13 protein-coding genes and 1 pseudogene are annotated in these 23639 nt (G+C 67.0%); 11 read left to right on the top strand and 3 right to left on the bottom strand.

Annotated features, from left to right (window positions below):
• Window positions 1–8 precede the first annotated feature (8 nt).
• From C8046_RS11790 to C8046_RS11755, 7 genes are all read left to right on the top strand, one after another.
• Window positions 9–926 (top strand): restriction endonuclease, encoded by a 918-nt coding sequence (locus C8046_RS11790; RefSeq protein WP_109229611.1) that lies wholly within the window; start codon window positions 9–11, stop codon window positions 924–926.
• 550 nt (window positions 927–1476) lie between these two features.
• Window positions 1477–3426, top strand: coding sequence for a type I restriction-modification system subunit M (locus tag C8046_RS11780; protein WP_109229609.1), 1950 nt, complete (start codon window positions 1477–1479; stop codon window positions 3424–3426).
• Window positions 3423–4733: a restriction endonuclease subunit S gene (locus C8046_RS11775; RefSeq protein WP_146197144.1), complete on the top strand. Its 1311-nt coding sequence runs from the start codon at window positions 3423–3425 to the stop codon at window positions 4731–4733. The genes C8046_RS11780 and C8046_RS11775 overlap by 4 nt, the downstream gene beginning before the upstream one ends.
• A complete protein-coding gene (locus C8046_RS11770; protein WP_109229607.1) occupies window positions 4730–7837 on the top strand; it encodes a type I restriction endonuclease subunit R in 3108 nt (1035 codons plus the stop codon). The genes C8046_RS11775 and C8046_RS11770 overlap by 4 nt, the downstream gene beginning before the upstream one ends.
• Window positions 7838–7944: 107 nt before the next feature.
• Entirely contained in the window at window positions 7945–10092 is a 2148-nt protein-coding gene (locus C8046_RS11765) for a hypothetical protein (RefSeq protein ID WP_109229606.1), read from the top strand.
• Window positions 10093–10172: 80 nt separating this feature from the next.
• Complete coding sequence (locus tag C8046_RS11760; protein WP_158277206.1) at window positions 10173–10934, top strand: hypothetical protein; 762 nt, start codon at window positions 10173–10175, stop codon at window positions 10932–10934.
• Between the two features lie 44 nt (window positions 10935–10978).
• On the top strand, window positions 10979–16081 hold the full coding sequence (locus tag C8046_RS11755; protein ID WP_109229604.1) for a DEAD/DEAH box helicase: 5103 nt from the start codon (window positions 10979–10981) through the stop codon (window positions 16079–16081).
• A 220-nt stretch (window positions 16082–16301) separates the two neighbouring features.
• Here the strand turns inward: C8046_RS11755 and C8046_RS11750 are convergent, their stop codons facing one another.
• From C8046_RS11750 to C8046_RS20220, 3 genes and pseudogenes are all read right to left on the bottom strand, one after another.
• A complete protein-coding gene (locus tag C8046_RS11750; protein ID WP_146197141.1) occupies window positions 16302–17018 on the bottom strand; it encodes a hypothetical protein in 717 nt (238 codons plus the stop codon).
• 622 nt (window positions 17019–17640) lie between these two features.
• Window positions 17641–18099 carry a substrate-binding domain-containing protein gene (locus tag C8046_RS20225; RefSeq protein WP_419183578.1) on the bottom strand — a complete coding sequence of 153 codons (459 nt, stop codon included), beginning with the start codon at window positions 18097–18099 and terminating at the stop codon, window positions 17641–17643.
• Window positions 18100–18122: 23 nt separating this feature from the next.
• A pseudogene (locus C8046_RS20220) lies at window positions 18123–18440 on the bottom strand (hypothetical protein); the annotation flags it as partial.
• Window positions 18441–18706: 266 nt separating this feature from the next.
• Here C8046_RS20220 and zorA point away from each other — a divergent pair.
• From zorA to C8046_RS11720, 4 genes are read left to right on the top strand one after another with little or no spacing between them, the layout of a single operon-like run.
• Window positions 18707–20377 carry an anti-phage ZorAB system protein ZorA gene (zorA, locus tag C8046_RS11735; protein WP_109229601.1) on the top strand — a complete coding sequence of 557 codons (1671 nt, stop codon included), beginning with the start codon at window positions 18707–18709 and terminating at the stop codon, window positions 20375–20377.
• Window positions 20370–21152 (top strand): OmpA/MotB family protein, encoded by a 783-nt coding sequence (locus tag C8046_RS11730; protein WP_235866304.1) that lies wholly within the window; start codon window positions 20370–20372, stop codon window positions 21150–21152. Before zorA ends, C8046_RS11730 begins: the two co-directional genes overlap by 8 nt.
• A complete protein-coding gene (locus C8046_RS11725) occupies window positions 21149–22669 on the top strand; it encodes an EH signature domain-containing protein (protein ID WP_109229599.1) in 1521 nt (506 codons plus the stop codon). The genes C8046_RS11730 and C8046_RS11725 overlap by 4 nt, the downstream gene beginning before the upstream one ends.
• A gap of 42 nt (window positions 22670–22711) precedes the next feature.
• Window positions 22712–23638 carry an HNH endonuclease family protein gene (locus tag C8046_RS11720; RefSeq protein ID WP_199224456.1) on the top strand — a complete coding sequence of 309 codons (927 nt, stop codon included), beginning with the start codon at window positions 22712–22714 and terminating at the stop codon, window positions 23636–23638.
• Window position 23639 lies beyond the last annotated feature (1 nt).

The following is a 23639-nucleotide window of genomic DNA, read 5'->3' as shown; positions in this document are numbered from 1 at the left end:
AGCTCGCAATGGTCGAACCCACATGGGACCAGTACATGGCTCCCGCACTCCGCATCCTTGCAGACGGCTCCATCCGCCGAGCACGCGACATCTGCGAATCGGCCGCAGACATCCTCGGGGTGACCCACGAGGAACGTCTCCGCGCGATTCCCTCCGGCCAGCCTCGGTACCTGAACCGGACGCTGTGGGCGTTGTCCTACCTTTTCCGCGCTGGGGCCGTGGATCGGCCAGCTCGCGGAAACTACGTCATCACGGAGACGGGCCGCGGCCTGCTGGCCTCGCATCCGACGGGTATCACCGAGAAGGATCTCCGAACGATCGACGGCTACGTATCTCCTCACGAGCGAGGGCGCTCCGTCGTCGCCACGACGAGCGCCGCAGCCCAGCTCGCCGAGGAGCCTGAATCGGCCCTCTCACCGTTGGAGCAGGTGGAAGAGGGAATCGAGCGCATCCACTCGGCCGTCGCATCGGAGCTTCTCACCCGCTTGCACGCCAACGACCCGGCGTTTTTCGAGCAGGCGGTGCTCGACCTGCTGATGGGCATGGGGTACGGCGGGGCGGAGGGACGAGCGACCCGAACACAGCTCTCGAACGACGGCGGAATCGATGGCGTAATCGACCAGGACGCCCTTGGTTTGAGCCGTGTCTACGTGCAGGCCAAGCGGTACGCACCCGAGTCCGCGGTGGGACGGCCTGAGGTCCAGGGCTTCGTGGGTGCGCTGCAGGGGAACCAGGCGAACCAGGGCGTCTTCATCACCACCGGCCGGTTCAGCTCAGGAGCCAGCGCGTTCGCCGATGCGGTCTCGCCTCGGATCGTCCTTATCGACGGGACGCGGCTTGCCCAGCTGATGATCCGGTACGGCGTTGGGGTTCAGGTGAGGCAGACGCTGCGCATCGTCGAGGTCGACGAGGACTTCTTTGAGTAGTCCGAGACCTGGCTGCCGGGCCGATCGGGACCGGACGGGTTCTTCCTCAAGACTCGTACATCCTCGAGCGCTCGAAGCCGCGAGGCGAAACAGGGGTTCAACGTGATCGTGATGTCGCCACTGGCGGTCGGTGACGGCCTCACGGTGGTTGGCGCGATCCACCTCGAACGGCCCTGGAACCCGGCGAAGGAGCTGCGAGGGAAGACGTCGCTCCTAAACGCCGTGGTCGTGCCGGAGGCGGCCAGCGAAGCTGACTTGGTGGGTGCCATGGGTCTGGGACGGTAACCGCGACGCCGTTCAGTCCACTCGGACCGAATCGATCTGGAGGGCGATCCGCCGGACGCGAGGAGTAGCGCCAGGCGGCTGGTTTCGACGCGGCTGCGTCGCCCGGACTAAGAAAGACCACGAGCGAAGCGCGAGGACCTTCGCGGACCGCCGGCCTGGTACGACGTACCGCCCGGTGGCTAAGTCATCACGAGATGGGCCAAGATGGGCGGGTCTGCGGCACTGCTGCCGTCCCTCGCTCGCTCGACCCCTGGAGTGCCCACCCGTGGTGAATCACGTCTCCTTCATCTGGAGCATCGCCGAGTCGCTGCGCGGCCCGTTCAAGCCCTCGGAGTACGGATCGGTAGTGCTGCCGTTCACCGTGCTGCGCCGACTCGACGCAGTGCTCGCGGACACAAAGCGTGACGTGGTCACGCGGGCGAAGGCAGTCGGCGGGCTACCGGAGAAGCTGCAGGAGCTCACCCTCCAGGAGGCGGCGGGCCACCAGTTCTACAACTCGTCCCCGTTCGACTTCGCCAAGCTCGTGGCCGACCCGGCCGATCTGCGCGCGAACATGTCCGCCTACCTGGCCGGCTTCTCCGCCAACGTGCGCGACATCTTCGAGCGGTTCGAGTTCGACAAGACGCTCAACAAGCTCGCGGAGAAGAACAAGCTCTTTGCGGTGACGGAGAAGTTTGCGCAGGCGGACTTCCACCCCCGCACGGTGAGCAACATCGAGATGGGCCTGTTGTTCGAGGAACTGATCCGGTGGGCGAATGAGCGCTCGAACGAGACGGCGGGCGACCACTACACCCCGCGCGAGGTCATCGCGCTCATGGTGCAACTCCTGTTCGCCCTCGACGACGACGCCCTGACGAAGCCGGGCATCGTCCGCTCGATCTACGACCCCACCGCCGGCACCGGCGGCATGCTCTCCGTGGCCGACGAGTACCTGCGCCGGATGAACCCGGGCATCCAGCTCAGCCTGTACGGCCAGGACTACAACGACGCCTCGTACGCGATCTGCAAGGCTGACATGGTCATCAAGGGCCAGGACGTCGACAACATCGCCCTCGGAGACACCCTCACCGGGGACGCCTTCGAGGACAAGCGGTTCGACTACGGCCTGTCCAACCCGCCGTTCGGAGTGGACTGGAAGGACCAGCGCTCGATCGTCGACGACGAGCACGCCCGCCTCGGCTTCAACGGCCGCTTCGGCCCTGGCACCCCCGCCGTGAGCGACGGCGCCATGCTCTTCCTGCTCCACCTCGTCTCCAAGATGCGCACGCCCGCCGACGGCGGCTCCCGCATGGCGATCGTGCTCAACGGCTCGCCCCTGTTCTCCGGCGGGGCGGGCGGCGGGGAGTCGAACATCCGCAAGTGGCTGCTCGACAACGACCTCGTCGAGGCGATCATCGGGCTGCCGAAGGACATGTTCTACAACACCGGCATCTCTACCTACGTCTGGGTGCTCACCAACCGCAAGACCGAGGAGCGCCAGGGCCGGGTGCAGCTCATCGACGGCCGCGAGATGTTCACCAAGCTCCGCAAAAGCCTCGGCTCCAAGCGCAACGAGCTCTCGCCCGCGAACATCGAGACGATCGTGGGCCTGTACGCCGACTTCACGGACGGCGAGCACTCGAAGATCTTCCGCAACGAGGACTTCCTCTACCGCACCATCACCGTCGAGCGGCCCCTCAAGCTCAACTGGCAGACGACGGCGGAGCGCGTCGATGCGCTTTTCGCCGCCAAGGCGGTGGCGAAGTTGAGCGACGCAAACGCCTCAGCGCTGCGCGCCACGCTCGACCGGCTCGATGCGGAGACCGTCTGGACGAGTCGACCCGAGTTCCACACGGCCCTCAAGGCAGCAGCAAAGGCCGAAGGCCTCACCCTCGCCGCCCCCCTGCTCAAGACGGTGACGGCGGAGCTTGGCGAGCAGGACGACACCGCCGAGGTCTGCCTCGACGCCAAGGGCAACCCCGAGCCGGACGCGTCGCTCCGCGACACCGAGAACGTGCCGTGGGACGAGGACGTCGACGCCTACGTCGCTCGCGAGGTGCTGCCGTACGCGCCCGACGCCTGGGTCGACCACACCAAGACGAAAGAAGGCGCGGAGATCCCCTTCACCCGCCACTTCTACAAGTACGTCCCGCCGCGCTCGCTCGAAGAGATCGACCGCGACCTCGACGCCGTGATGGCGGATCTACGCCTAATGCTCTCGGCGGTCGAGGCGTGATCGAAGAAGCGGTCATCTCAGCGTTCCCGGCGTCCTGGCGGAAGGAGAGGCTTGGGAACCTGACATGGGTGCGTGCGCGCCTCGGATGGAAGGGACTAACAGCCGACGAGTATGTGGATTTTGGGATACCGATGCTGGCAACTCCCAACATCAAGGGAGCGCACATCGACTTTGCGAGTGCGAACCGAATCACAGTTCAGCGCTACGAGGAATCACCCGAGATCAAGCTTCGAGTGGGCGACGCGCTCTTGACGAAGGACGGATCAACAATCGGGATCGCGAATGTTGTTCGCTCGCTGCCTTCACCCGCAACAGTGAACGGGTCAATCGCCGTTCTGACGCCGAACGATCGGCTCGACAGCGCCTATCTATTGTGGCTTCTCCGGTCCAGCGAGTACCAGGCGTTGATGCGTTCGTGGCAGGACGGTATGGGCGTTCCGCACTTGTTCCAGTCCGACATCAAACGAATCCCAGTCGCCCTGCCGTCGACCCGAGAGCAGCGGGCGATTGCGGACTATCTAGATCGGGAGACGGCGCAGATTGACGCGTTCATCGCGAAGAACGAGGAGCTCATGACCCTCCTCGCGGAACGCCGCGCCGCAGCGACGTTCAGGCTCGCAACGGGGCTCGACATAACCGGAGTTTCGCCGAAGCCGGTGAGCGCGGACTGGTTCCGCTCGGTGCCGCAGAACTGGGACGTCGCTCCGCTATACACGATGGCCGACACTTTCGCTGGAGGAACGCCGAAAAGCGACGTTGATGAGTACTGGACGGACGATGATGCCAACGGCACGGAGTGGATCGCGATCGGAGACATGCGCGCAGTCCAAGCTGGACACCCCCACAGCGGACGCCGTGTGTCGGTAGCAGGGATGATGGCCGCTGGACTTACGCCGCAATCAGGCCCGATGGTTCTGTTTGCGATGTACGCGAGCGTCGGGGAGGTGGCGATGCTGCACCGCACCGCAGTTTGGAACCAGGCCATCCTTGGTATCCGCGCGAACCCGTCACGCCTAAGCGAGCGCTACTTGTACTGGACGCTCTTGGCGTTGCGACCCAAGCTGGGGATCTACTTCCGGAGCAACACGCAAGACAACCTGAACGCGGCACAAGTTCGGGGATTGCGCCTGCCGGTCCCACCACTCCGAGAGCAACTGGCAATCGCGGATCAGCTCGAAGAGACCTGGGCGAGCGTTGACGGGGCGATCGCGACCGCAAAACGCGGGATCGACCTCGCTCGTGAGCGTCGCGCTGCACTGATCTCAGCAGCTGTCACAGGGAAGATCGATGTGGGGGCGGCAGCATGAGCGGCGTCGCGGGAGCACACCTGGAATCCGTGCTGGAGAACGAGATCGTTGAGCACCTGGCGGCGCACGGGTGGTTGTACTCGCCCTCGGACGAAGGCTATGACAAGGAGCTCGCGCTGTTCCCCGAGGACGTGCTGGGCTGGTTGGAGGACTCCCAACCTGTCGAGTTCGCGAAGGTCGTCCGCTCTACCGACACGACGGCGCAGCAGGAGGCCGCGCGTCGCAGCATCCTCGTCCGTCTGGCGAAGTCGCTCGATCTGGACCCGCTGCGCAACGGCGGCACGATCCGCATCCTGCACGAGGGCTTCTCGATGGTCCCGCTGCACGGCGGCGCGGTGAAGTTCTCGCTCGCCCAGTTCCGCCCCGCCACCACGAACAACCCGGCCACCGTTGAGGCCTACGGGAAGATGCGCCTGCGGGTGATGCGCCAGGTCCGCTACTCGGCCAAGCACCCGCACAAGGCGCTCGACCTGGTCTTGTTCGTCAACGGCATCCCGGTCGCCACGATCGAGCTCAAGACCGACTTCACCCAGGCCATCACGAACGCCGAGAAGCAGTACCAGTTCGACCGCTCCCCCGCCGGAGAGCCACTCTTCGCCTTCGCGAAGCGCTCGCTCGTGCACTTCGTGGTCTCCAACTCCGAGGTGCGCATGACCACGCGCCTCGCAGGCGGGAAGACCCGCTTCCTCCCCTTCAACCGCGGCCGGGACGAAGGTGCGGGCAACCCGACCAACCCCGCCGGGTCGGCGTCGTCGTACTTCTGGGAGGAGATCCTGCAGCGCGACACCTGGCTGCAGCTCCTCGGATCCTTCGTGCACCTGCAGGTCGAGACCGAGGTCGACCCCGACACCGGCAAGAAGACCAAGATCCAGAAGGTGCTTTTCCCGCGCTACCACCAGTGGCGCGCCGTCACCCGCCTGGTCGAGGCCGCCCGCACCGAGGGCCCCGGCCACCGCTACCTCGTGCAGCACTCCGCCGGCTCGGGCAAGACGAACTCGATCTCATGGCTCGCGCTCCGACTCTCGCAGCTCTTCGACGAGACGAACGAGCGGGTGTTCGACACCGTCGTCGTCGTCACCGACCGCACCGTGCTGGACAAGCAGCTCCAAGACGCGATCAGCCAGTTCGAGAAGCAGGCCGGCGTCGTCGCGTCGATCACCCGCGACGGCGGCGAGTCGAAGTCCGCGCAGCTGGCCGCCGCGCTCACGGGTGGCAAGAACATCGTGATCGTCACGATCCAGTCATTCGAGGCGCTCATCACCGCGATCCAGACGCTGCCGGAGCTGCGCGACCGGCGCTTCGCCGTCATCGCCGACGAGGCTCACTCCTCCCAGACCGGATCGACAGCGGGCGCCCTCACCAAGGTGCTCTCCCCCGCCGAGCAGGCCGCCGTCGCGGAGGGTGCGCCGATCGACTCCGAGGCCTACCTCCAGTGGGCGATGGCGGTGACCGCTGCCGCACCGAACGTCTCGTACTTCGCCTTCACCGCGACCCCCAAGGCCAAGACTCTCGAGCTGTTCGGCCGCGTGCCGGAGGGATCGCCGTCGGACGCCACCCCGGAGGCCTTCGACCTGTACTCGATGCAGCAGGCGATCGAGGAGGGGTTCATCCTCGACGTGCTGGCGAACTACACGCCGTACAAGGTCGCGTGGAAGTTGCAGCACCCCGACGGCGATTACGACGGCGCGGGTGAGGTGGACGAGTCCACCGCGGTCAAGGCGCTGGTGCGGTACGTGCGCCTGCACCCGACGAACATCAGCCAGAAGGCAAAGATTGTCGTCGATCACTTTCGCGCCTTCGTGCAGCCGCTGCTGGACGGCAAGGCCAAGGCGATGGTCGTGACCGGGTCACGCGTCGAGGCCGTGCGGTGGAAGAAGTACCTCGACCGCTACATCGCTGAAGCGGGCGTGCAGGACGTGCGCTCGCTCGTGGCGTTCTCCGGCACGGTCGAGGACCCGGACGACGTGGGCGAGGCGCTGACGGAACGGACGCAGAACCCGGGGGTGCAGTCCGATCTCGCGGAGGCCTTCACGCCAGCCACCTACAACGTGATGATCGTGGCCGAGAAGTTCCAGACCGGGTTCGACCAGCCGCGTCTGGTCGCGATGTACGTGGACAAGAAGCTCGGTGGGGTGCAGGCGGTGCAGACGCTGTCCCGCCTCAACCGCACCTATCCGGGCAAGGACAAGACCTATGTGTTGGACTTCGTCAACGAGCCAAGCGAGGTGCTGGAGGCGTTCCTGCCCTACTACCGCAAGGCCGCGCTCACCGCGACGACCGACCCAAACCTCATCTACGACCTTGTGGCGAAACTCGACTCGGCCGGCATCTACGACATGACCGAGGTGGAGCGGGCGTTCGACGCCGCGCTCGCTGGTGGTGTCAACGCGAACTCTGCGGTGTCTGCGGCCACGGCCCCGGCGGTGGATCGCTTCGCGAAGCGGTGGGTCGCGGCGGTGTTGGACGACGACAAGGCCGAGCAGGACGAGCTCCGCCTTCTCAAGGCTGACGTCGGCAACTTCGTCTCCTTCTACGACTTCATCTCCCAGGCCAGGAACCTCGAAGACACAGACCTGCCCAGGCGGCACTACTTCTTCCGTCGCATCCTGCCCCAGCTCTCTACCGCCACCATCGCCGAAGCAGTCGACATATCCGACGTCACGCTCGTGGGCTACAACATCAGCAAGGGCGAGTCGGTCAAGCTCACCCTCGAGCAGGGCAGCGAACTTGACCCGATCACCGCGATCGGTTCCGGTGCGATTCACGAGAAGCACCGAAGCGCGCTCGAGGAGATCATCGAGAAGCTCAACGAACGCCTCGGAGACCGTTACGGTGTCGGCGTCATTGACCTTCAGATGAACCACATAGTCGGCAAGCTCGCGCTGGACGCAGACCTCGCGCATCAGGCAGCGGTGAACAGTCCGCACCAGTTCGCCGAGTCGCCCGCACTGCCGAAGGCGTTCGCGAAGGCGCTGCTAGGGGTGCGCGACGAGACGCCCGCTTTCATCGACGACCTTCTCGGAGACGGCGGGATGTACGCCGAGCTCAGCAAGGCGCTCCCGGCGATGCTGTACGAGTACCTCAAGGCTCGAGCGACTGCGTAACTAGTCTGAGCGATTTGTCCAGGACGTGCAGCCGTACCGCCGGCTTCGCGCGCCGATGTCAGTGGTCTTCGCAATGATGGTGTGAACGACGACACGAGGGCTGGACGATGACGACCGCTTGGCAGAACTACCTCTCCTGGAACGCAGACGTGGTCGAGGCTGTGTACCCGCGACTCGACCATCCCCGTGTCGTCTTCCTGGATATCGGTGGAGACGCTCGTGGTCGGCTCGCCGAAGCTCGATCGATCCCCGAGGACCATGTCTTGGATGACCTCATCGCCGGCGTGCGGGCCGCGCTGAGGTCCACGGGACAGCGGACCGCATTCGCGACGTTCGTAGACGCAACGCAGCGCTGGCGGCGGAACACCGATCCGACCGTACCGCCCCCAGGAGTTGGTCTGCTCGCAGTCTTCGAACGTGCAGCCGAGGAGATGGCCCAGCGCGACGGCATGTCGAGTTCGAACTACCACGGGCAGCTCGGCCGGCTGCTCGAGATCGATCGCACCCGAGCCTCGGAGTCCTACCGCGCCGCCGCCGACTCCTTGTGGGACTCGCTCGCCACTTGGCTCGACCACCAGGGGGGCTCCCGTGGACGGCCCGTCACGTTTTCGGTGGGAGGACATCACTACATCGGTCGTGCCCTTGCGCAGGCTCTGATCCGTGACACCGACCGCCGACGGCTCGAGGACTTCTTCCTTGAGTTCGACCTGCCTCCGCGATCCGAGATCAGCTTCGATCAACTTCAAGATCTCTTCGAGAGCTGGATCGTCGGGTCACGACGGCCGACCAGCCACCTACGGGCCCTCTGGGCGAAGGCCGACGTTCGGGAGCACCTCGTCGAAGCGGTTGCCGACGTCCTCGCCGCTTGGGACGGGACGGTCTCGGAGTCAACGCGGACCGGTTCTCAGGGGCGGGTGCGGCTGACTCTGGCCGAGCGAGCCCTGACGAGATCGATCACTCTTGGGCTGTCGCTCACACTGCCGCGATCGGACGAGCCGCGAGCCGCTCACCTTCATACCGTGACCGGCCCGGTGGCGATCGACCTTCTTCCCGCGCGCCTCGGGACGATGATCATCCGGGACCTCAAGCACCTGGTCGAACCCAGAGACCTCCTCAGCGGTGTGATCGAGCTCGACGATTCCATCGCAGGGCGTCTCCGGCACAACCCGCGCCGCCTCGTCGTGCTGCGCAAGGAAGAAATGACAGGGGTCTGGCAGGAGGTGAGCCAGGTCGCTGTCGGCGATGCACTGACGCTGCTCGTGCGGGACGATCTCGAGCTCGGTGATCTGCTCGCCGAGGTCTCGGGAACCAGCTGGAGCATTCACAACGCCTCAGACACCGCGGACCTTCCATCGGGTTGGAAGTTGATCCGAGGTGTCACGATCCTGAACAGGCCCGTCGGTGACATCGGAGAGTTCGACGACCGCGCGGCGCTGATCCCGCTCTCTCGAGCGGTCGTTCGCCTCTCAGGCGGTCTGCGCCTCCCCGGCGAGGCAACCTTTCACCGGGGCCGTCCGCCCGTCATCACGGCGGACGCCGATGGCGAAGGCTTCACTCTGCACCTGTTCGACCGCACCGACGGCACTCTCAGCACGGTTACCGAACCCTGGCACTCGCAGAACGGGCAGGCACTCGCGATCGATCTCACCGAGCTAGACCCGCCGCTCGACCGGGGCGAGTACGGAGTTCGAATGCACACCACTTCGGGCCGCTCGTCGGAGTGCACCTTCACGCTGCATGAGAGTGACGGGGAAGCTCTCGTGGGCGTCGACGAAGGGGTCTGGCACGCCACGGAGAGTGCTCTCGCAGCGGCACAGATCTTCGACGAAGCCGCCGACCGGCCCGGCGTGCAAGGGGTTCTCCTTCACACGATTGACGCGGTCCACGAGAATCCGGTCGCTGACGTCCCCTCACACCCGTGGTGGCGTCGAAAGCGAGACTATGCCTCCATCGCTCGCGTTGAGGTTCCAATCCCATCCCCGACTCGTGTCTCTTCACCGGCAAGCACGTGGAGGACGTCGAGACTGCGACCCTCACGAAGGGCGGATACGCGACAGGGACAAGCCTCGGCGTGTGTCGCGGCTGCGGACGACTCAAGCGATACCGCAATAGCTACGCCCGCAACTACCGCGCGTGGGAGCGGAATCGGCTCCAGATGGTGGGCGTTGCCGCGCCCTCCCTCAAAACCGGCAAGGAACGCGAACTCACCTCAGCGCTTGACTGGGACCTTCTCCTGGATGCCGTGGTGTGCGTAGGAGGGGGCGATGCTGACGATCTCCGCGCACTCACCCAGCAGTTCGACCCGTCCGCCCGTTCGTTCCACGAGGTTGTCCGCGTGCTCGAAGGGCTCGGGCACATCGAGATCGTCCGCGATCCGCTGACGCTGGAGCTCACCCACTGGGAGACCTCCCCCAGCATCGTCGTCGTCTCAGGAGAACAGACCAGCGAGCTCATCGGGCACTGGCCGCGTGTTCTCCTGCGTCAGATGCGTCGGGGCGGCATTGCGATCACCACTCATGGCCGGGACGGTGCTCCCGCACGGCGAACCACGACTGCGTCACTAGAGGAACTGCGCCAGGTGGTGCCCGGGGCCACGGTCGTCAGCGAGCCAGGCATTGGCCTCGCCCGCGTACTCCCGGCCCTCCGACAGGTCCTCGCCGCCCTTCCCACCACCTCGGCCCCTTCGGCACTCGTGATCGACCGCTACGAACCCTCCACAGATGCCTGGGTCCGGGTCGCGTCGACCGACACGGTCGGCTCCTATCGCACCAGCGGCTACTCCAGGACGTACTTCGTGCGGACCGCGACCGACGTCGAGAGCGGCACTGCCCGCATCACCAACGTGGCGTTAGCCAAACACGCCGCCCCGCTTCTGGCGCCGCATGGGAGGCCGCTGATCTCCTACCACCCCAATGATCGTGAACTGGTAGCACCGCTCGGTGCCCCGTTGCCCGGAATGTACGGCCGAGCCGTCACGCTCGCCTCCGGGCAACCACCGATGCGCCGCGACAGTCCCGCCGGAAGTTACACCGTCTACCGGGACGTCCCCGCCGAGGCCGCCGCCGTCATCTATAGCGCCCTTGGAGGGGCATCGTGACTGCACCGAACCCCAGCACTGTCGTCAACGCTGTTCGTGAAGCGATGCTCCGGTACATCGACACCACGTTCTGGCTCCGGGATCCTCTCCTGCGGGAGGAACGACGCCGGCTCCTCACCCGTGATCACGCACTCGTAATTGACCCGCTCATCGAGCCAGTCATCCCCTATCGGCGCACAGCACCCGGAGTCGAGACCGCCTTCGACGCTGGGCTGACGGAACGAGAGTCTCACGCCCTCATCGGCGGAATCTTCGGCGGTTCCGATCCACGTGAGACGCTGCTCGGGACGCACCAGGCCAACTCGCTTCGCGCGTCACTGCACGGTTCACCGGCACACAATCCGGTTATCACCACCGGGACGGGTTCAGGTAAAACCGAGTCCTTCCTCCTCCCGATACTTGCGCGCCTCATCCTCGAGTCACGGACATGGCCTCGCGAGGCGCCGCCGCTTCCATGGTGGGAGTCGCATGCATCGGGATGGCGCCCTCTCCGCCCGACGGGACGGCCTGCCGCGGTCAGGGCACTCGTGCTCTATCCCACGAACGCCCTGGTCGACGACCAGATCACGCGCCTGCGGCGCGCCGTGCGCGGCATCCGGGGTCGAGGCGGCCCTTCCCTCTGGTTCGGCCGATACACCTCTGCCTCTCCTGGTGGAACAACCCTCCCTGGGCCGCGAGGCGGGGGCGGTTCTGGTGCTAACAGCGTCGCGGCCGTCGCGCAGGACCTTCGTCAGCTCGCGGAGGAGTTCGACACCCTCGGATCCGAGAGTGCTCTCGCGGACCAGCTGCAGGACCCTCGTCGGGACGAGCTCGTCACGCGCTGGGACATGATCGCGAGCCCTCCGGACGTTCTCGTCACGAACTACTCCATGCTGAACGTGATGCTCATGCGCTCGCTCGAACAACCGATGTTCGAAAGCACCCGGGCATGGCTCGCGCAGGACCCGGCCAACGTTTTCACCCTGGTGGTCGACGAGCTGCACCTCTACCGCGGCACCACGGGCACCGAGATTGGCCTGATCCTGCGAAACCTCTTGCTGCGGCTGGGCTTGGCGCCCGCGTCGCCCCAGATCCGGGTGATCGGAACGAGCGCATCTCTCGGTGAGGGAGGTGAGAGCTACCTCTCGGACTTCTTCGGCCTGCCCGCCGAGTCCTTCCGCATCATCCCGGGCGAGCAGGAGAGTGTCAGCCCAGTTCCACCTGGACCCCAGCGGATCGAGGAGCTCGTCGAACACCCTGACCTCGCCGACCTCGTCGCCGCAGCATGTCGCGGCGGTGACGGCGAAATCCGAGCAACCTCGCAATCGACCATCGCCGACCGTCTCACCGGTAACCCGGCTTCCGATCTCACGCCGCTCTGGGAACGCCTCGCCGACGAGGAGCGCCCCTCGATCACCTTCCGAGCTCACGTGTTCACGCGAACCATGCGCGGCCTGTGGGCGTGCAGTGACCCGCATTGCGGTGAGCTGACCACGGAGCGCTCCGGGATCGGGAAGCTCTTCACCCGCCCCCAGAGGTTCTGCCCCTGTGGAGGGCGGGTCCTCGAGACGCTGCATTGCTTCACCTGCGGCGAGGTGAGCCTCGGCGGCTGGGTTCTCGACGAGGTCAACGGCGCCCAGTTCCTCGGACTTGATGCCCGCGACGCCGAGAGCCGGCAGCGTCAGGTGTTCCAGCGCTCGCGAAGCGAGTACCGCTGGTACTGGCCCGGGGTCGCTCCCAGCGGTGGCAGCTGGAAGCATGCGCGCAAGGGCGAGGCGAAGGTTGAGTTCGAGTTCGTCCCGGCCGCCCTTGACCCTCGGATCGGCCTGCTGTCTACCAGCGGCGAGGAGAGCACAGGAACAGCGGTCGGAACCACCTCCCGCGGCTGGGTTCCGCCGGCGCTCCCGAGTCGGTGCCCCCGCTGTGTTGCCGCACCTCACCAAACCCGCCTGTCGCAGGGCGAGGTTCGTTCTCCGATCCGAGCCCACACCCAGGGTGCTTCGCAAGCCGTGCAGCTCATCGTCGAGAACGTGTTCAACGAACTGAGCTCGACGGGCTCCGGCAAGACCATTGTCTTCTCAGACAGTCGGGACGAGGCCGCTCGCGTGGCGCTCGGCCTCAACCTCAACCACTACCAGGACGTCCTTCGCCAGGTCGTCGAGCAAGTGACTCAGCGGCCTCTGCTTTCGGACGCCGACATCCTCGACCAAGATGCGACCCGCGTGCTATCGCCATCCCTCCGCGAACGGGCCGCCGACCTTGCACGCAAGCACCCGAGTGTCGCCGACGCCTACCGCTTCCGCGCTGGTGAGAGAGCGACGGCGGCAGACCATGAGCTCATCGAGGACTTCGAGCGATCGACCCCGACGCCCGTGCTCGCCTGGGCCCCGCTCATCGATGCCGTGGGCGAGCGCCTGGTGGAGATCGGGATGCCCCCGGGAGGCGCACGAGCCGGCCTGTACGCGCTCGACGGCGGTGACACGCCCTGGTTCCGCGCGTTCGAACCGCCCGTGCCCGGGCTGTGGACACCACTCGACTTCGCTGTCCGCCAGCGGCACCAAGCGTTGTACCGAACCGCGCTCGCTGGCTCACTCGGACGCCTGCTGACCGGTACCGATGGGCGCGACCTGGAGTCGACCCATGTCGCCTGGCTGGCACCGGCAGGAGCTCCCGAGGGTGACCACCAGGCCATCAGTTCGGTACTGCGGCTCCTCCTGATGGGCGGGAGGTGGCAGCCACAGGACGACTTCGATCCTCCGAGCAGTCCGCTCGCCACGTCGGCCAAGGACTACCTCGAGCGATACGCCAGGCGGCGAGGCGAGAATCCGGACTCGGTCGTCCTCCGAGTAACACAATTACTAGAGCCCCTCCTGGAGCACAACATGGTCGCGCTCAGCAGCCTGGCTGTCCCGATCGAGGTGCACCCAGCAGGAGCGACGACATGGGAGTGCACGTTCTGCGGGCGGCGTCACCTGCAGCCCAGCGGGGGTGTCTGCACGCGGCCGGGATGCCCGGGGACTCCGACGGAACGAGACGCCGCTGCTGATCGTGATGGCGATTACTACGGCTGGCTCAGCCGACACTCACCACATCGCCTGGCAGTGGCTGAGCTGACCGGCCAGACTCGCCCCCCTGCGGAGGCACGACGGCGACAGCGAGTCTTCCGCGGTGCGCTCTACCCCGCACCGATCGAGAACGCACTGACTTCAGAGCTCGATGTTCTCAGCGTGACGACGACGATGGAGGCAGGCGTCGACATCGGAACGCTCCGCGCGAGCGTCATGGGCAACATGCCCCCGCAACGCTTCAACTACCAGCAGCGGGTCGGTCGAGCCGGACGGGCGGGTCAGCCCTTCTCCTTCGCCCTGACCTTGAGTCGAGACCGCTCGCACGACGACTACTACTTCAACGCGCCGGAGCGCATTACGGGTGACGCACCTCCGGCCCCGTTCATCGACGTCTCACGCACCGAGGTCGTGCGGAGAGTCATCGCTGCGGAGGTCCTGCGTCGTGCCTTCCGGGCGATCGAGAGCCCGCCCCCTCCACGCGGCGACAGCGTGCACGGTGAGTTCGGGTTTGAGGATGAATGGCCACAACGCCGTGACGAGATCGCTCGCTGGCTGTCCACGTCGCCGGAAGTAGACCCTGTGGTTCGACGTCTGAGCGCCTACACCCGGGTCGATGTCGACAGCGAGATCGTGTGGGTGCGCGAGGACCTTGTCGGCGCTGTAGACGGGATCGTCGACGATCCCGGGCTGGTCAAGCCCTCGCTGAGCGAGAAACTCGCGGCCGGCGGCGTTCTGCCTATGTTCGGCTTCCCCACAGGGGTACGGTCGCTCTTCGAGGGCTCTCCCGGAAAGCCGGAGGTCACGAGCCGGCCGCTCGGCCAGGCGGTCTCCCTCTTCGCACCGGGGGCCCAGATAGTCCGAGACGGGTGGGTCCACACGGCCGACGGCTTCACCACACCGCCCGTCCGCCGCTCGGGGCGAACCGACGCCCTCGGCCCTGCTGTCACCATCTGGCGATGCCGTGACTGTGAGACAGCAGAGTTCCTCTCGTCGGCGTCACCCGACGAACTCACCTGCCCGGTGTGCTCAGGTGCCATGCGAGAGATGCGACTGCACCAGCCTCTCGGCTTCCGCACGGACCCACGTGCCAAGATCGATGCCCAGGTGTCGGATGGCACCCGCCCACATGCGACTGAGCCGATGCTGAGCTGGATCGGTCGGCTTCCCGAGCCGAGCCGAATCGCGCGGCTCGACGTCTGGCCCCTCACCCGGCAGAAGCTCGTCACCGTCAACGACAACGGTGGAGCGGGGTTCGATCTCAAGCGGCTGGGTGACGGCTCCTACATCGCATCCAAGCCGCAAACGCCTCTCGCTCGACCCTTGGTCATCGGCGAGGTGAGGGTGACCGACGCCGTGCTGCTCCTCGGGACGAACCTCGATCTCCCGGGTGGCGTGATCCACACCGATCCCGATCTCTGCCCGTCTGGGCCGGCGGCGATCCGATCCTTCGCCGAGGCGTTGCGACGGGGCGCACAGCACGAGCTCGACATCGATCCGGCGGAACTCACGGCAGGGGTCCAGCCGCGACTGGTCGACGGACACAGGACCGAACTCATCTACCTAGCCGACACGTTGGAGAACGGCGCGGGTTATGCGATCGAGCTCGGCCGAGGACGGATCGGCGACGTCGTGGAAAGGCTTGTCGACGACGTCGGGCTCACCTGGCGCAGCCCAGGTCACGTCGCATGCGACTCGTCGTGCCCCGATTGCCTCAGGTCCTGGGACAACCACCGGCTCCACGGTCTGCTCGACTGGCGGCTGGCGCTCGATGTTGCCCACCTTGTCCTCGGTCGCCCGCTGCCCGCGGGAGGTTGGCGTAGCGAGGCGGGGCCGAGCGCCCAGAGGTTCGCGCGGGCGTTCGACGGCTACCTGTCAGGAGTTCACCCAACGCAGATCGCCAATCTGGATGCGGTCGAGTCCGAGGGTGCGGTCGCGCTCATCGGTCACCCGCTGTGGCCACGCCTTGGATCCCTCAGGTCTGAGGCGCAGACGGCAGCCGAGCAGGAGGCTGCGGCCACTGGTCGAACGGTGATCTGGACCGACGCGCGCGAACTCAGGCAGCGGCCCGACCGGGTCTGGGCCGCGATGGCTGGGCGGTGATGCAATGCACGGCAGGTACCCAGGTCTACTGCACGACTCCCGCCCACCTTTCGTCACGGCCGCGCGCCGTAGGGTAGTCCGGCTCAATCTCTGCGCGAGGCCTACTCGGGCAGTTCGACGAGGCGTGGAGTGGTTTGGCAAGGTCGCTTGCCGCGTTTGAGGCGGCGGAGGACGCCGAGGGGTTCACCCGGTCCACGCGGCCAGCCGCCTAGATTTGCCCCTATCCCCCATCGTGTTCATCAGTAGCGACGATCGGAACAGGAACTGCATCACCTATCGAGAAGACGGCCGTTCTCACTGAGCCTTCCGATGAGGCCGACTCAACTATGGCTGAGTCCATCACCGCGGTTACGCGCAACTGTACTTTCATCTCTACTGTCGAGGCCGATTCGGCGGCGCTTGCCGTCGCCTCGACCCACTCTTGGGCCAACGCCCCTGTCACCCTCTTCGGATGCTCATCATAGAGTATCAGAAAGCGCGCCGCGGAGTATCCTTGAGCAGGCTTCAGCGCCAGCAACTTCGCCGCATCCGTCCGTAGTTTGCTCGAACTAAACTCCCCAAACTCGATCCACGCTTCCTCCATTCTCTTCTCGTTGAAGAGAGCCACATCGACCGATTTGGGCCTTCCCCTCTGGCCAGTCCGAAACTGGCGCTCCCACAGAGCCTCACTGCCATGTGCGGCGAAACTCTGGGCGCCCAGGCGAAGGAATGCCTCGACTACAGCGACCTCGTACTGCCGCTTTTTCGCGGACTCACGCAAGTCGGCCGGAACGGAACTCGACAACTTGAGTCGCTGATTCTTCGCCACTTGAGCCAACGCCCAGCGTTCAATGCTGGCGCCCGCGATAGCCACCTGGGTTATCATGACGAGTTCGTCGAGATTCTTGCGGTCGGTGTCGGTTGGGCGGCCAACTGCTGGATACCTTACGATTCGCACGAACGAGCCCCTTATTCTGCCGCCGGAAATAGCCGATGTGACCGAACTAGTTCAGCATGCCACGGTGGGGGGCTTCTGGCCAGCAAAGCTTCATACGTTTTGGAACTTAGTCGGGCTGTGCCGCCACGCCGTCCGGTGATTGCGTGGCTCGGTACTCGCCCCGCCAGGACGGCACTTGTCCGAACGAAGGACGAACCTTGCCGGTCCGTTCGGAGGCTGCGCGCCGGGATTGGGTGCACGTGAGAGTCGGACGAATTGCTCGACGCGTAGCAAGCACCCGCGCTCACAGCGCTCGTGCGCCCGCCACGATTCACTCGACTGATGCTCTGGGCCAAGATCGCATGCTGTCGACAGAGCCGGGGGTCTGCTTGGTCCTCCTGGCAACGTGACTTCCGCTCGCAGCTGCTCATGCGGCCGCTGCTGATCGTGCTCGTCACCCCGCAGCGGTACGCCATCTTCCCGCTCATGTTCACGGTCACCGCCGCGATCCACTTCGCGCCCTACACCTGGATGTCACAAAGCGTGCTGTACCTGGTGATGCGGGCCGTGCTCGCCGTCGGGCCCGTTGCCCGGTCTCACCGTGGGATCAGCGACCCAGTCGAGCAGGCTCCGTGCGACGACGTTAGCGCCGCACGTCCACCGTCGACCCACCGACCACCAACCGCGTCTCCAACGCCACCCGCTGCACCCGCCCGCGATCCGCCACGAGCTCGCGCGCGATCCGCACCGCCTCGGTCCCCATCGCGGCCTCGTCCTGCTCGATGTGGGTGAACTCGAAGCTGCCGCGGTCGAACAACCGGCCCGGGTGGTCGAAGCACACGATCGACAGGTCCTGCGGCACCCGGAGCCCGACCTGCTCGTCCGCCTCCCGCACCAGCACCGCGAGGTGGTACTCCGTCACCACCACGGCCTGGAGGTCCGGCCGGTCGGTGAGGTAGCCGACCAGGGCGCGCACGTCGTCGTCGGGCGTCGCGTGGCTGCCCGGCACGGTGGAGCGCGTCGCGCGGAACTCGTTCGCCGGGTCGTGCGGCACGTGGTGGTGCGCGTGCTCCGCCACGAACCCGGTGCGCCGGTCCCGCAGCGTCGAACCTCCGAGTCCGAGCTGATCAGCCCCAGCCTCTCGTGTCCGAGCGAGAACAGGTAGTCCGTCGCCACCCGCCCCGCCGTCACGTTGTCCGAGCAGACCGAGGAGACCGGCAGTTCGTCGTAGACCCGGTCCAGGATCACCACGGGGAACGCCTTCGTGATGAGCTCCAGCACCGCCGGCGGCACGAACTCCGACGAGCTCGGCTGCAGGATCAGCGCCTGGGCCCCGGCCGCCGCGAAGGCGCGGACCATCGTGTCCTCGCGCTCGCCGTCGCCCAGGCTCCGGCGCACCACCAGGCTCGAGTCCTGGCCGGCATCGATGAGGCCGGCGAGCATCGGCTTCCTTGAGCGGGCAGTGGCTGTTGCCTCGCAAAGCTAAGACCGAGCCGAAAGGGGTAGCCGTTCGGACTCCTGTGCGTGGACCAAAGCCCGCTTCCGCGGCCCAAGGGGCGGATGTCGGACCCGTCGGAGAGAATGGAGTTGACTCGACGATCGCCCTCGCTGCTCACCCGCGCGCGCGCCGTTCGTCGTCCCCACCTGCTCCTCACTCGCCCCTGCGCTCACGGCCCACCTGCCGACGCGCTCAGACGAAAGCCTCACTCATGCCTGACATCTCACTCGGCAGCATCTTCGCCCTCTTGTTCCCCTGGAGCGGCGAGTTCGCCGATGAGTCCCACGCCGGGATCATCCAGTCCTTCGTCGGCCTGATCCTTGCCGTCTTCGCCCTCACCATCGTGCTCCTGGCGATCGTGAATCGACGCGCGCACTCGACGTTGCGCGACCTCGAGACGGTGACCGAGCAGCTGACGACCGAGGACCGACCGGGAGCCCGGGGCCGGGCAGCCGCGATCGCCGCCTCGCAGGACTCCCAGTCCAAGCACCTGTGGGGAGAGTTCGACGAGACCCTGGTGACCGACGGCGAGGTGACGACGAACGCCGTCCCAGCCGCCGAGTACTTCTCCCTCGAACGTCTCGCACCCGAGCTCCAGGGCGGTCGACTGCTCGGCGCGATGCCGTCCGTCCTGACCGCTCTCGGACTCCTCGGGACCTTCATCGGGCTCGCCGTCGGGCTCAACGGGCTCAACCTGGGTGACCCGGATGCTGAATCCCTGCGGGCGGGGATCGAATCGATGGTCGCGGGTGCGGCGCTCGGCTTCACGGCGTCCGTCTGGGGCGTCGCGATGAGCCTGGTCGTCAACATCACGGAGAAGCTCTGCACCGGACGTCTCGCCGGTCGGGCGGGCAAGCTCCAGCACACGGTCGACCAGTACTTCCAGCAGCACTCGCCCGAGAGCGCCCTGGTCCTGATCCAGGGCAACACACGGAGCTCGGCGGACGCCCTCGAGGGCTTGCCCGATCGGATCGCCGCGGCGCTCCACGAGACGGTCACCGGCATGTCGAAGGCGATGCAGGACTCGCTCACGCGCGCGATCGAGACATCGATCGCGCCGTCGATGGAAGCACTCGCCGACCGAACCTCCAGCCAGTCGGCGTACGTCTTCGAGAACCTCGTCGGCAAGTTCTCGGATGGCTTCCGCACCCTCGGCGAGCAGCAGGCCCTCGAGATGACGAAGGCATCCAACTCCATCGTCGCGGCGATGGGCGAGCTCCGTGAGGCGACGGCGGCCCAGTCCGCCGCCGCCTCCGAGCAGTCGCGGGCCTTCCGCTCCGAGCTGGACGCGCTCACGGCGCTCGTCTCCCAGCTCGTGTCCTCGATAGAGGGGTCGGTCGCGGCTCTCAGCCACAACCTCAGCTCCGCTGCCTCCGAGCTCCAGCGGTCCTCCGCCTCGCTCTCCGACTCGACGTCGACCCTCGGCCTGACCGCGGAGTCGTTCGGAGGCACGGCGTCGCGGCTCGACACGAGCCTCACAGCCGTCGCCGTCGGAAGTCAGCAGATCGCCGCCACCCAGAAGGAGGCCACCGACGCCCTCACCACGTACACCGAGCGGCTCCACCAGCTCGGCGCGGCCTCGGAGCGCACCCTCGACGGCGTCGAGAAGACCGCTCTCGAGGCGGGGACGACCTTCGAGCTGCTGCGCGAGTCGCAGCGCGAGTTCCTCACTGGCCTTCGGTCCGAGGTGGAGCAGCTCAACAAGGCGACCGGCGACTGGCTCGCCGCCTACAGCGAGCAGGTCTCGAGGCAGACCGGCGAGCGGATGGCCGAGTGGGACACGCACTCGCGCGAGTTCGCCAGCCACATGCTGACCACGAGCCAGGCGCTGGCCGAGGTCGTGGACGGCCTCGAGCAGAAGCTGGAGCCGGCCCGTGCGTAGGGCCCTCCGATCACGCCGAGGCTCCGCGGAGGAGTCCAATCCCTACTGGATCTCGTTCACCGACCTGATGACGGCGCTCCTGATCGTCTTCATCCTCGCCGTCATCGTGCTCGTCCTCCAGCTGACCCGGGCCGAGGAGGCGCTCGTCGCCGAACAGGAGCGGGCGGCCCAGCAGCAGCTCGCGCTCTCCGAGCAGATCGGGGCGCTCAGCGCCACGGAGGACGTGAGGAGCGCCGTCGTCGTCGAGATCGCGGACGACCTCCAGTCCCAGGGGATACCCGTCTCGGTCTCGGACAACAACGCCGTGCTCAGCATCCCCACCGAGGTCCTCGGCTTCGACGACGGTGCGCACGAGATCAAGCCGGAATTCCAGCCGACGGCCCTGGCGATCGGAAGGACGATCGCCAGTTCGCTCGCCTCCGGGGATCGCTTCCGCTCCCTCGACACGGTGTTCGTCGAGGGGCACACCGACAACCGGGCGTTCGGCGGCCTCGACGGCACCGGCAACTGGGGCCTGTCGGCCTTCCGTGCCATCTCCCTGTGGCAGCTGTGGCGCCTGGACCCGGGGCCGACCTCGCAGCTGTCCGTCATGCAGCGGGCCGACGGCAGCCCCCTCTTCTCCGTGTCGGGATACGGCGAGACGCGTCCCGCCACCGCGGCCCAGAACACCCCCGAGGAGCAGGCGGCGAACCGTCGGATCGAGATCCGCTTCACCGTCCAGCAGCCCAGCGCCGACGACCTCGCCCGGGTGGCCGGTGCCGAGGAGGACGGGTGAGGCTCGCCACCCCAGCGCTTCGTGACCTTCCCGCGTGGCCGGCGCGAACGCCGGCCGGCTGGGGTGTCCTGACGACGGGAGCGCGCCAGGTCGCCCGCACCGCCGGGACGGGCCGGGGGTTCGACGAGCGGGTCGCCGAGGTGAGGTCCCTCCTCGAACGAGGCGAGATCGACGGCCTCCGCGCACGACTCCACGAGCGGCAGACTGCCCGCGCCCTGGTCGACGTCTGGCAGCACGACGGCGAGCTGGCCGCCCGAACGATGCGGGGCGCCCTCGTCCGGGAGATGGTGACACCGACCCACGATCGACCCCGACGACTCCTCACGATCGCTCTGGCACACCTGCACCTGACGTACTTCGACCTCCTCGACGAGTGGGAGGTGGGGCTGTTCGCCGAGCTCGGTGCGATCGTTCGGGCCGCTGTCGGCGCGCTTCCTGTCCCTGCAGGCAAGCCCAGCGGCGCCGACCTCCTCACCGCGTTCCGGCGTCGGGGCGACGTGATGACCGACGAGCGCGGACCGTCGACCGTCGCCGGCGAGGTGATAGCCCGGGACGTCTCGCTAGACGAGTGGCTCCGAAGCCACGGCCTGCTGGGCGCGACCGACGGCCGCTTCGGACAGCTCCTGCGCCAGGCCATCTACCTCGAACGGATCCGGACCGTCGATCCTGCTCGACCCGAGGACCTCGACTTCCTCGACGACTTCTCCGACACGGCGCTCGTCCACGCCGCCGGCATGGACGGGCTGCAGTTCGGGCATCTCGTCGTCCAGGCGATGACCAGCCGCACCTCGACCCGTCCGTCGGATCGGTGGCTCAGGACGATCCTCGACGTCGCAGGCGACCCGAGGCTCGAACACACGCCGCGCTGGGCCCGGTGGTGGCAACCGCTCCCCTCCGAGTGCGTGCGGACGATGCGGCGCTGGCTCAGCATCGAGGACCTCAAGGTCTTCCTCGATGCCGTGGAACGCTTCGGGGAATCTGAGGGTCGCTACGACCTGCAGCGGATGTTCCCCGCGCGGAAGACGTTCCTGCTCGGTCTGTACGAGTCGGAGGTCGTGCTCGAGACCCGCCTCATCATGGGGGACAACGCCCGCGACTCCGTGAATCGCCAGCTCGGCGGCTACAAGGCCGACATCAGCCGTTACCCGACCGATCGCCACACCGCCGTCATCGTCGTCGACTGCGGGGAGTTCTTCCTCGTCGAGGGATCGCACAACTTCAAGCTCTACGTCTACGCGGGTCGACCTCCGGGTGACCTGATGGATCGGCGGACGCGAGTGTTCGACGGAGCGCTGCTGAAGGAGGACCTCCCCTACCGGCACCAGGAGACGCACCCCTTCGGTCACCGCGCCGTCGAGGCGTTCGTCCACAACGGCCTCTGGCAGGGCCGAGCGCTCGAGTACCTCGTCGCCGAGCTCCGTCAGGACCTCGACCCCAAGAAGCTGCTCGAACCTTCCGACTACCTGTCACTGGCCCAGCGTGGGCTCCCCCGTCTGGGGGCGAGAACGCTTCGATGACGACGACCGAGCCGGCCCCTCAACTCGATCCCTGATGGTGCGATGACTTCCAAGCATGAGCCCACCTCCCCGCCGCCCGCTCCCCGCCACACGTGGTGGCGACGGTCAGCCGCCGCGATCGCCGGCGCGACCGCCGTCGGTGCCCTCATCGCCGTCGCGCTGCCCGGCGACGACGTCGACACGGCGCCCTCCGCGCCGTCGTCCACCGTCGCGGAGCCCGCGACGCCGGACGTCGCCCCCACCACTCCCGAAGCGGTCCCCGATCCCTCGCTGTCGGAGTCGCCGGCGGAGACGACGTCGCCCGACGCCGCGCCCGAGGTCGTCGCTCCCCCGACGCCCGAGCCCGCCCCGGAACCGAACCCGGCTCCGGACCCCGCCAGTGCGCTGTCCGCCGTCGCGTCGCTGGAGGTCGCGGGGAGGGCGCCGATGACCGGCTACGACCGAGACCTCTTCGCCTACCGGTCGGTCGATCACGATCGCAACGGATGCGACGTCCGCAACGACGTCCTGCGCCGCGACCTCGTGGACGTCGTCCTGCGCGACGGGACCCAGGGGTGCGTCGTCGAGTCCGGACGTCTTCTCGATCCCTACACCGGCGTCGAGATCGCCTTCGTGCGCGGGTCCGGTACCTCCTCCGAGGTGCAGATCGACCACGTGGTGGCGATGGGCAACGCCTGGGCGATGGGCGCACAGCAGTGGGACGAGGCCACCCGGCACCAGTTCGGCAACGACCCCCTCAACCTGCTCGCCGTCGACGGCCCGACCAACCAGCAGAAGGGCGCGGGTGACGCCGCGACCTGGCTCCCGCCGCACCGGGAGTTCCGGTGCACCTACGTCGCTCGCCAGGTCAGCGTGAAGGTCGCCTACGGCCTCCGCGTCACGCAGGCCGAGCAGGAGGCGATGCAGCGTGTGCTCGGGCAGTGCCCGGACGAGCCGCTTATCGACGCCGCCCTGGCCGCCACCCCCTGAC

Source organism: Serinibacter arcticus, from assembly GCF_003121705.1.
Lineage (GTDB): Bacteria > Actinomycetota > Actinomycetes > Actinomycetales > Beutenbergiaceae > Litorihabitans.
Note: the sequence above shows the minus strand (reverse complement) of the source record. Positions and strands in the feature narration are given on the sequence as shown.

Excerpts from the sequence above, each read along its gene's own strand:
- C8046_RS11790 (WP_109229611.1), top strand. The coding sequence starts at position 9 with ATGGTCGAACCCACATGGGACCAGTACATGGCTCCCGCACTCCGCATC.
- C8046_RS11770 (WP_109229607.1), top strand. The coding sequence starts at position 4,730 with ATGAGCGGCGTCGCGGGAGCACACCTGGAATCCGTGCTGGAGAACGAG.
- C8046_RS11765 (WP_109229606.1), top strand. The coding sequence starts at position 7,945 with ATGACGACCGCTTGGCAGAACTACCTCTCCTGGAACGCAGACGTGGTC.
- C8046_RS11755 (WP_109229604.1), top strand. The coding sequence starts at position 10,979 with ATGCTCCGGTACATCGACACCACGTTCTGGCTCCGGGATCCTCTCCTG.
- zorA (WP_109229601.1), top strand. The coding sequence starts at position 18,707 with ATGCCTGACATCTCACTCGGCAGCATCTTCGCCCTCTTGTTCCCCTGG.
- C8046_RS11720 (WP_199224456.1), top strand. The coding sequence starts at position 22,712 with ATGACTTCCAAGCATGAGCCCACCTCCCCGCCGCCCGCTCCCCGCCAC.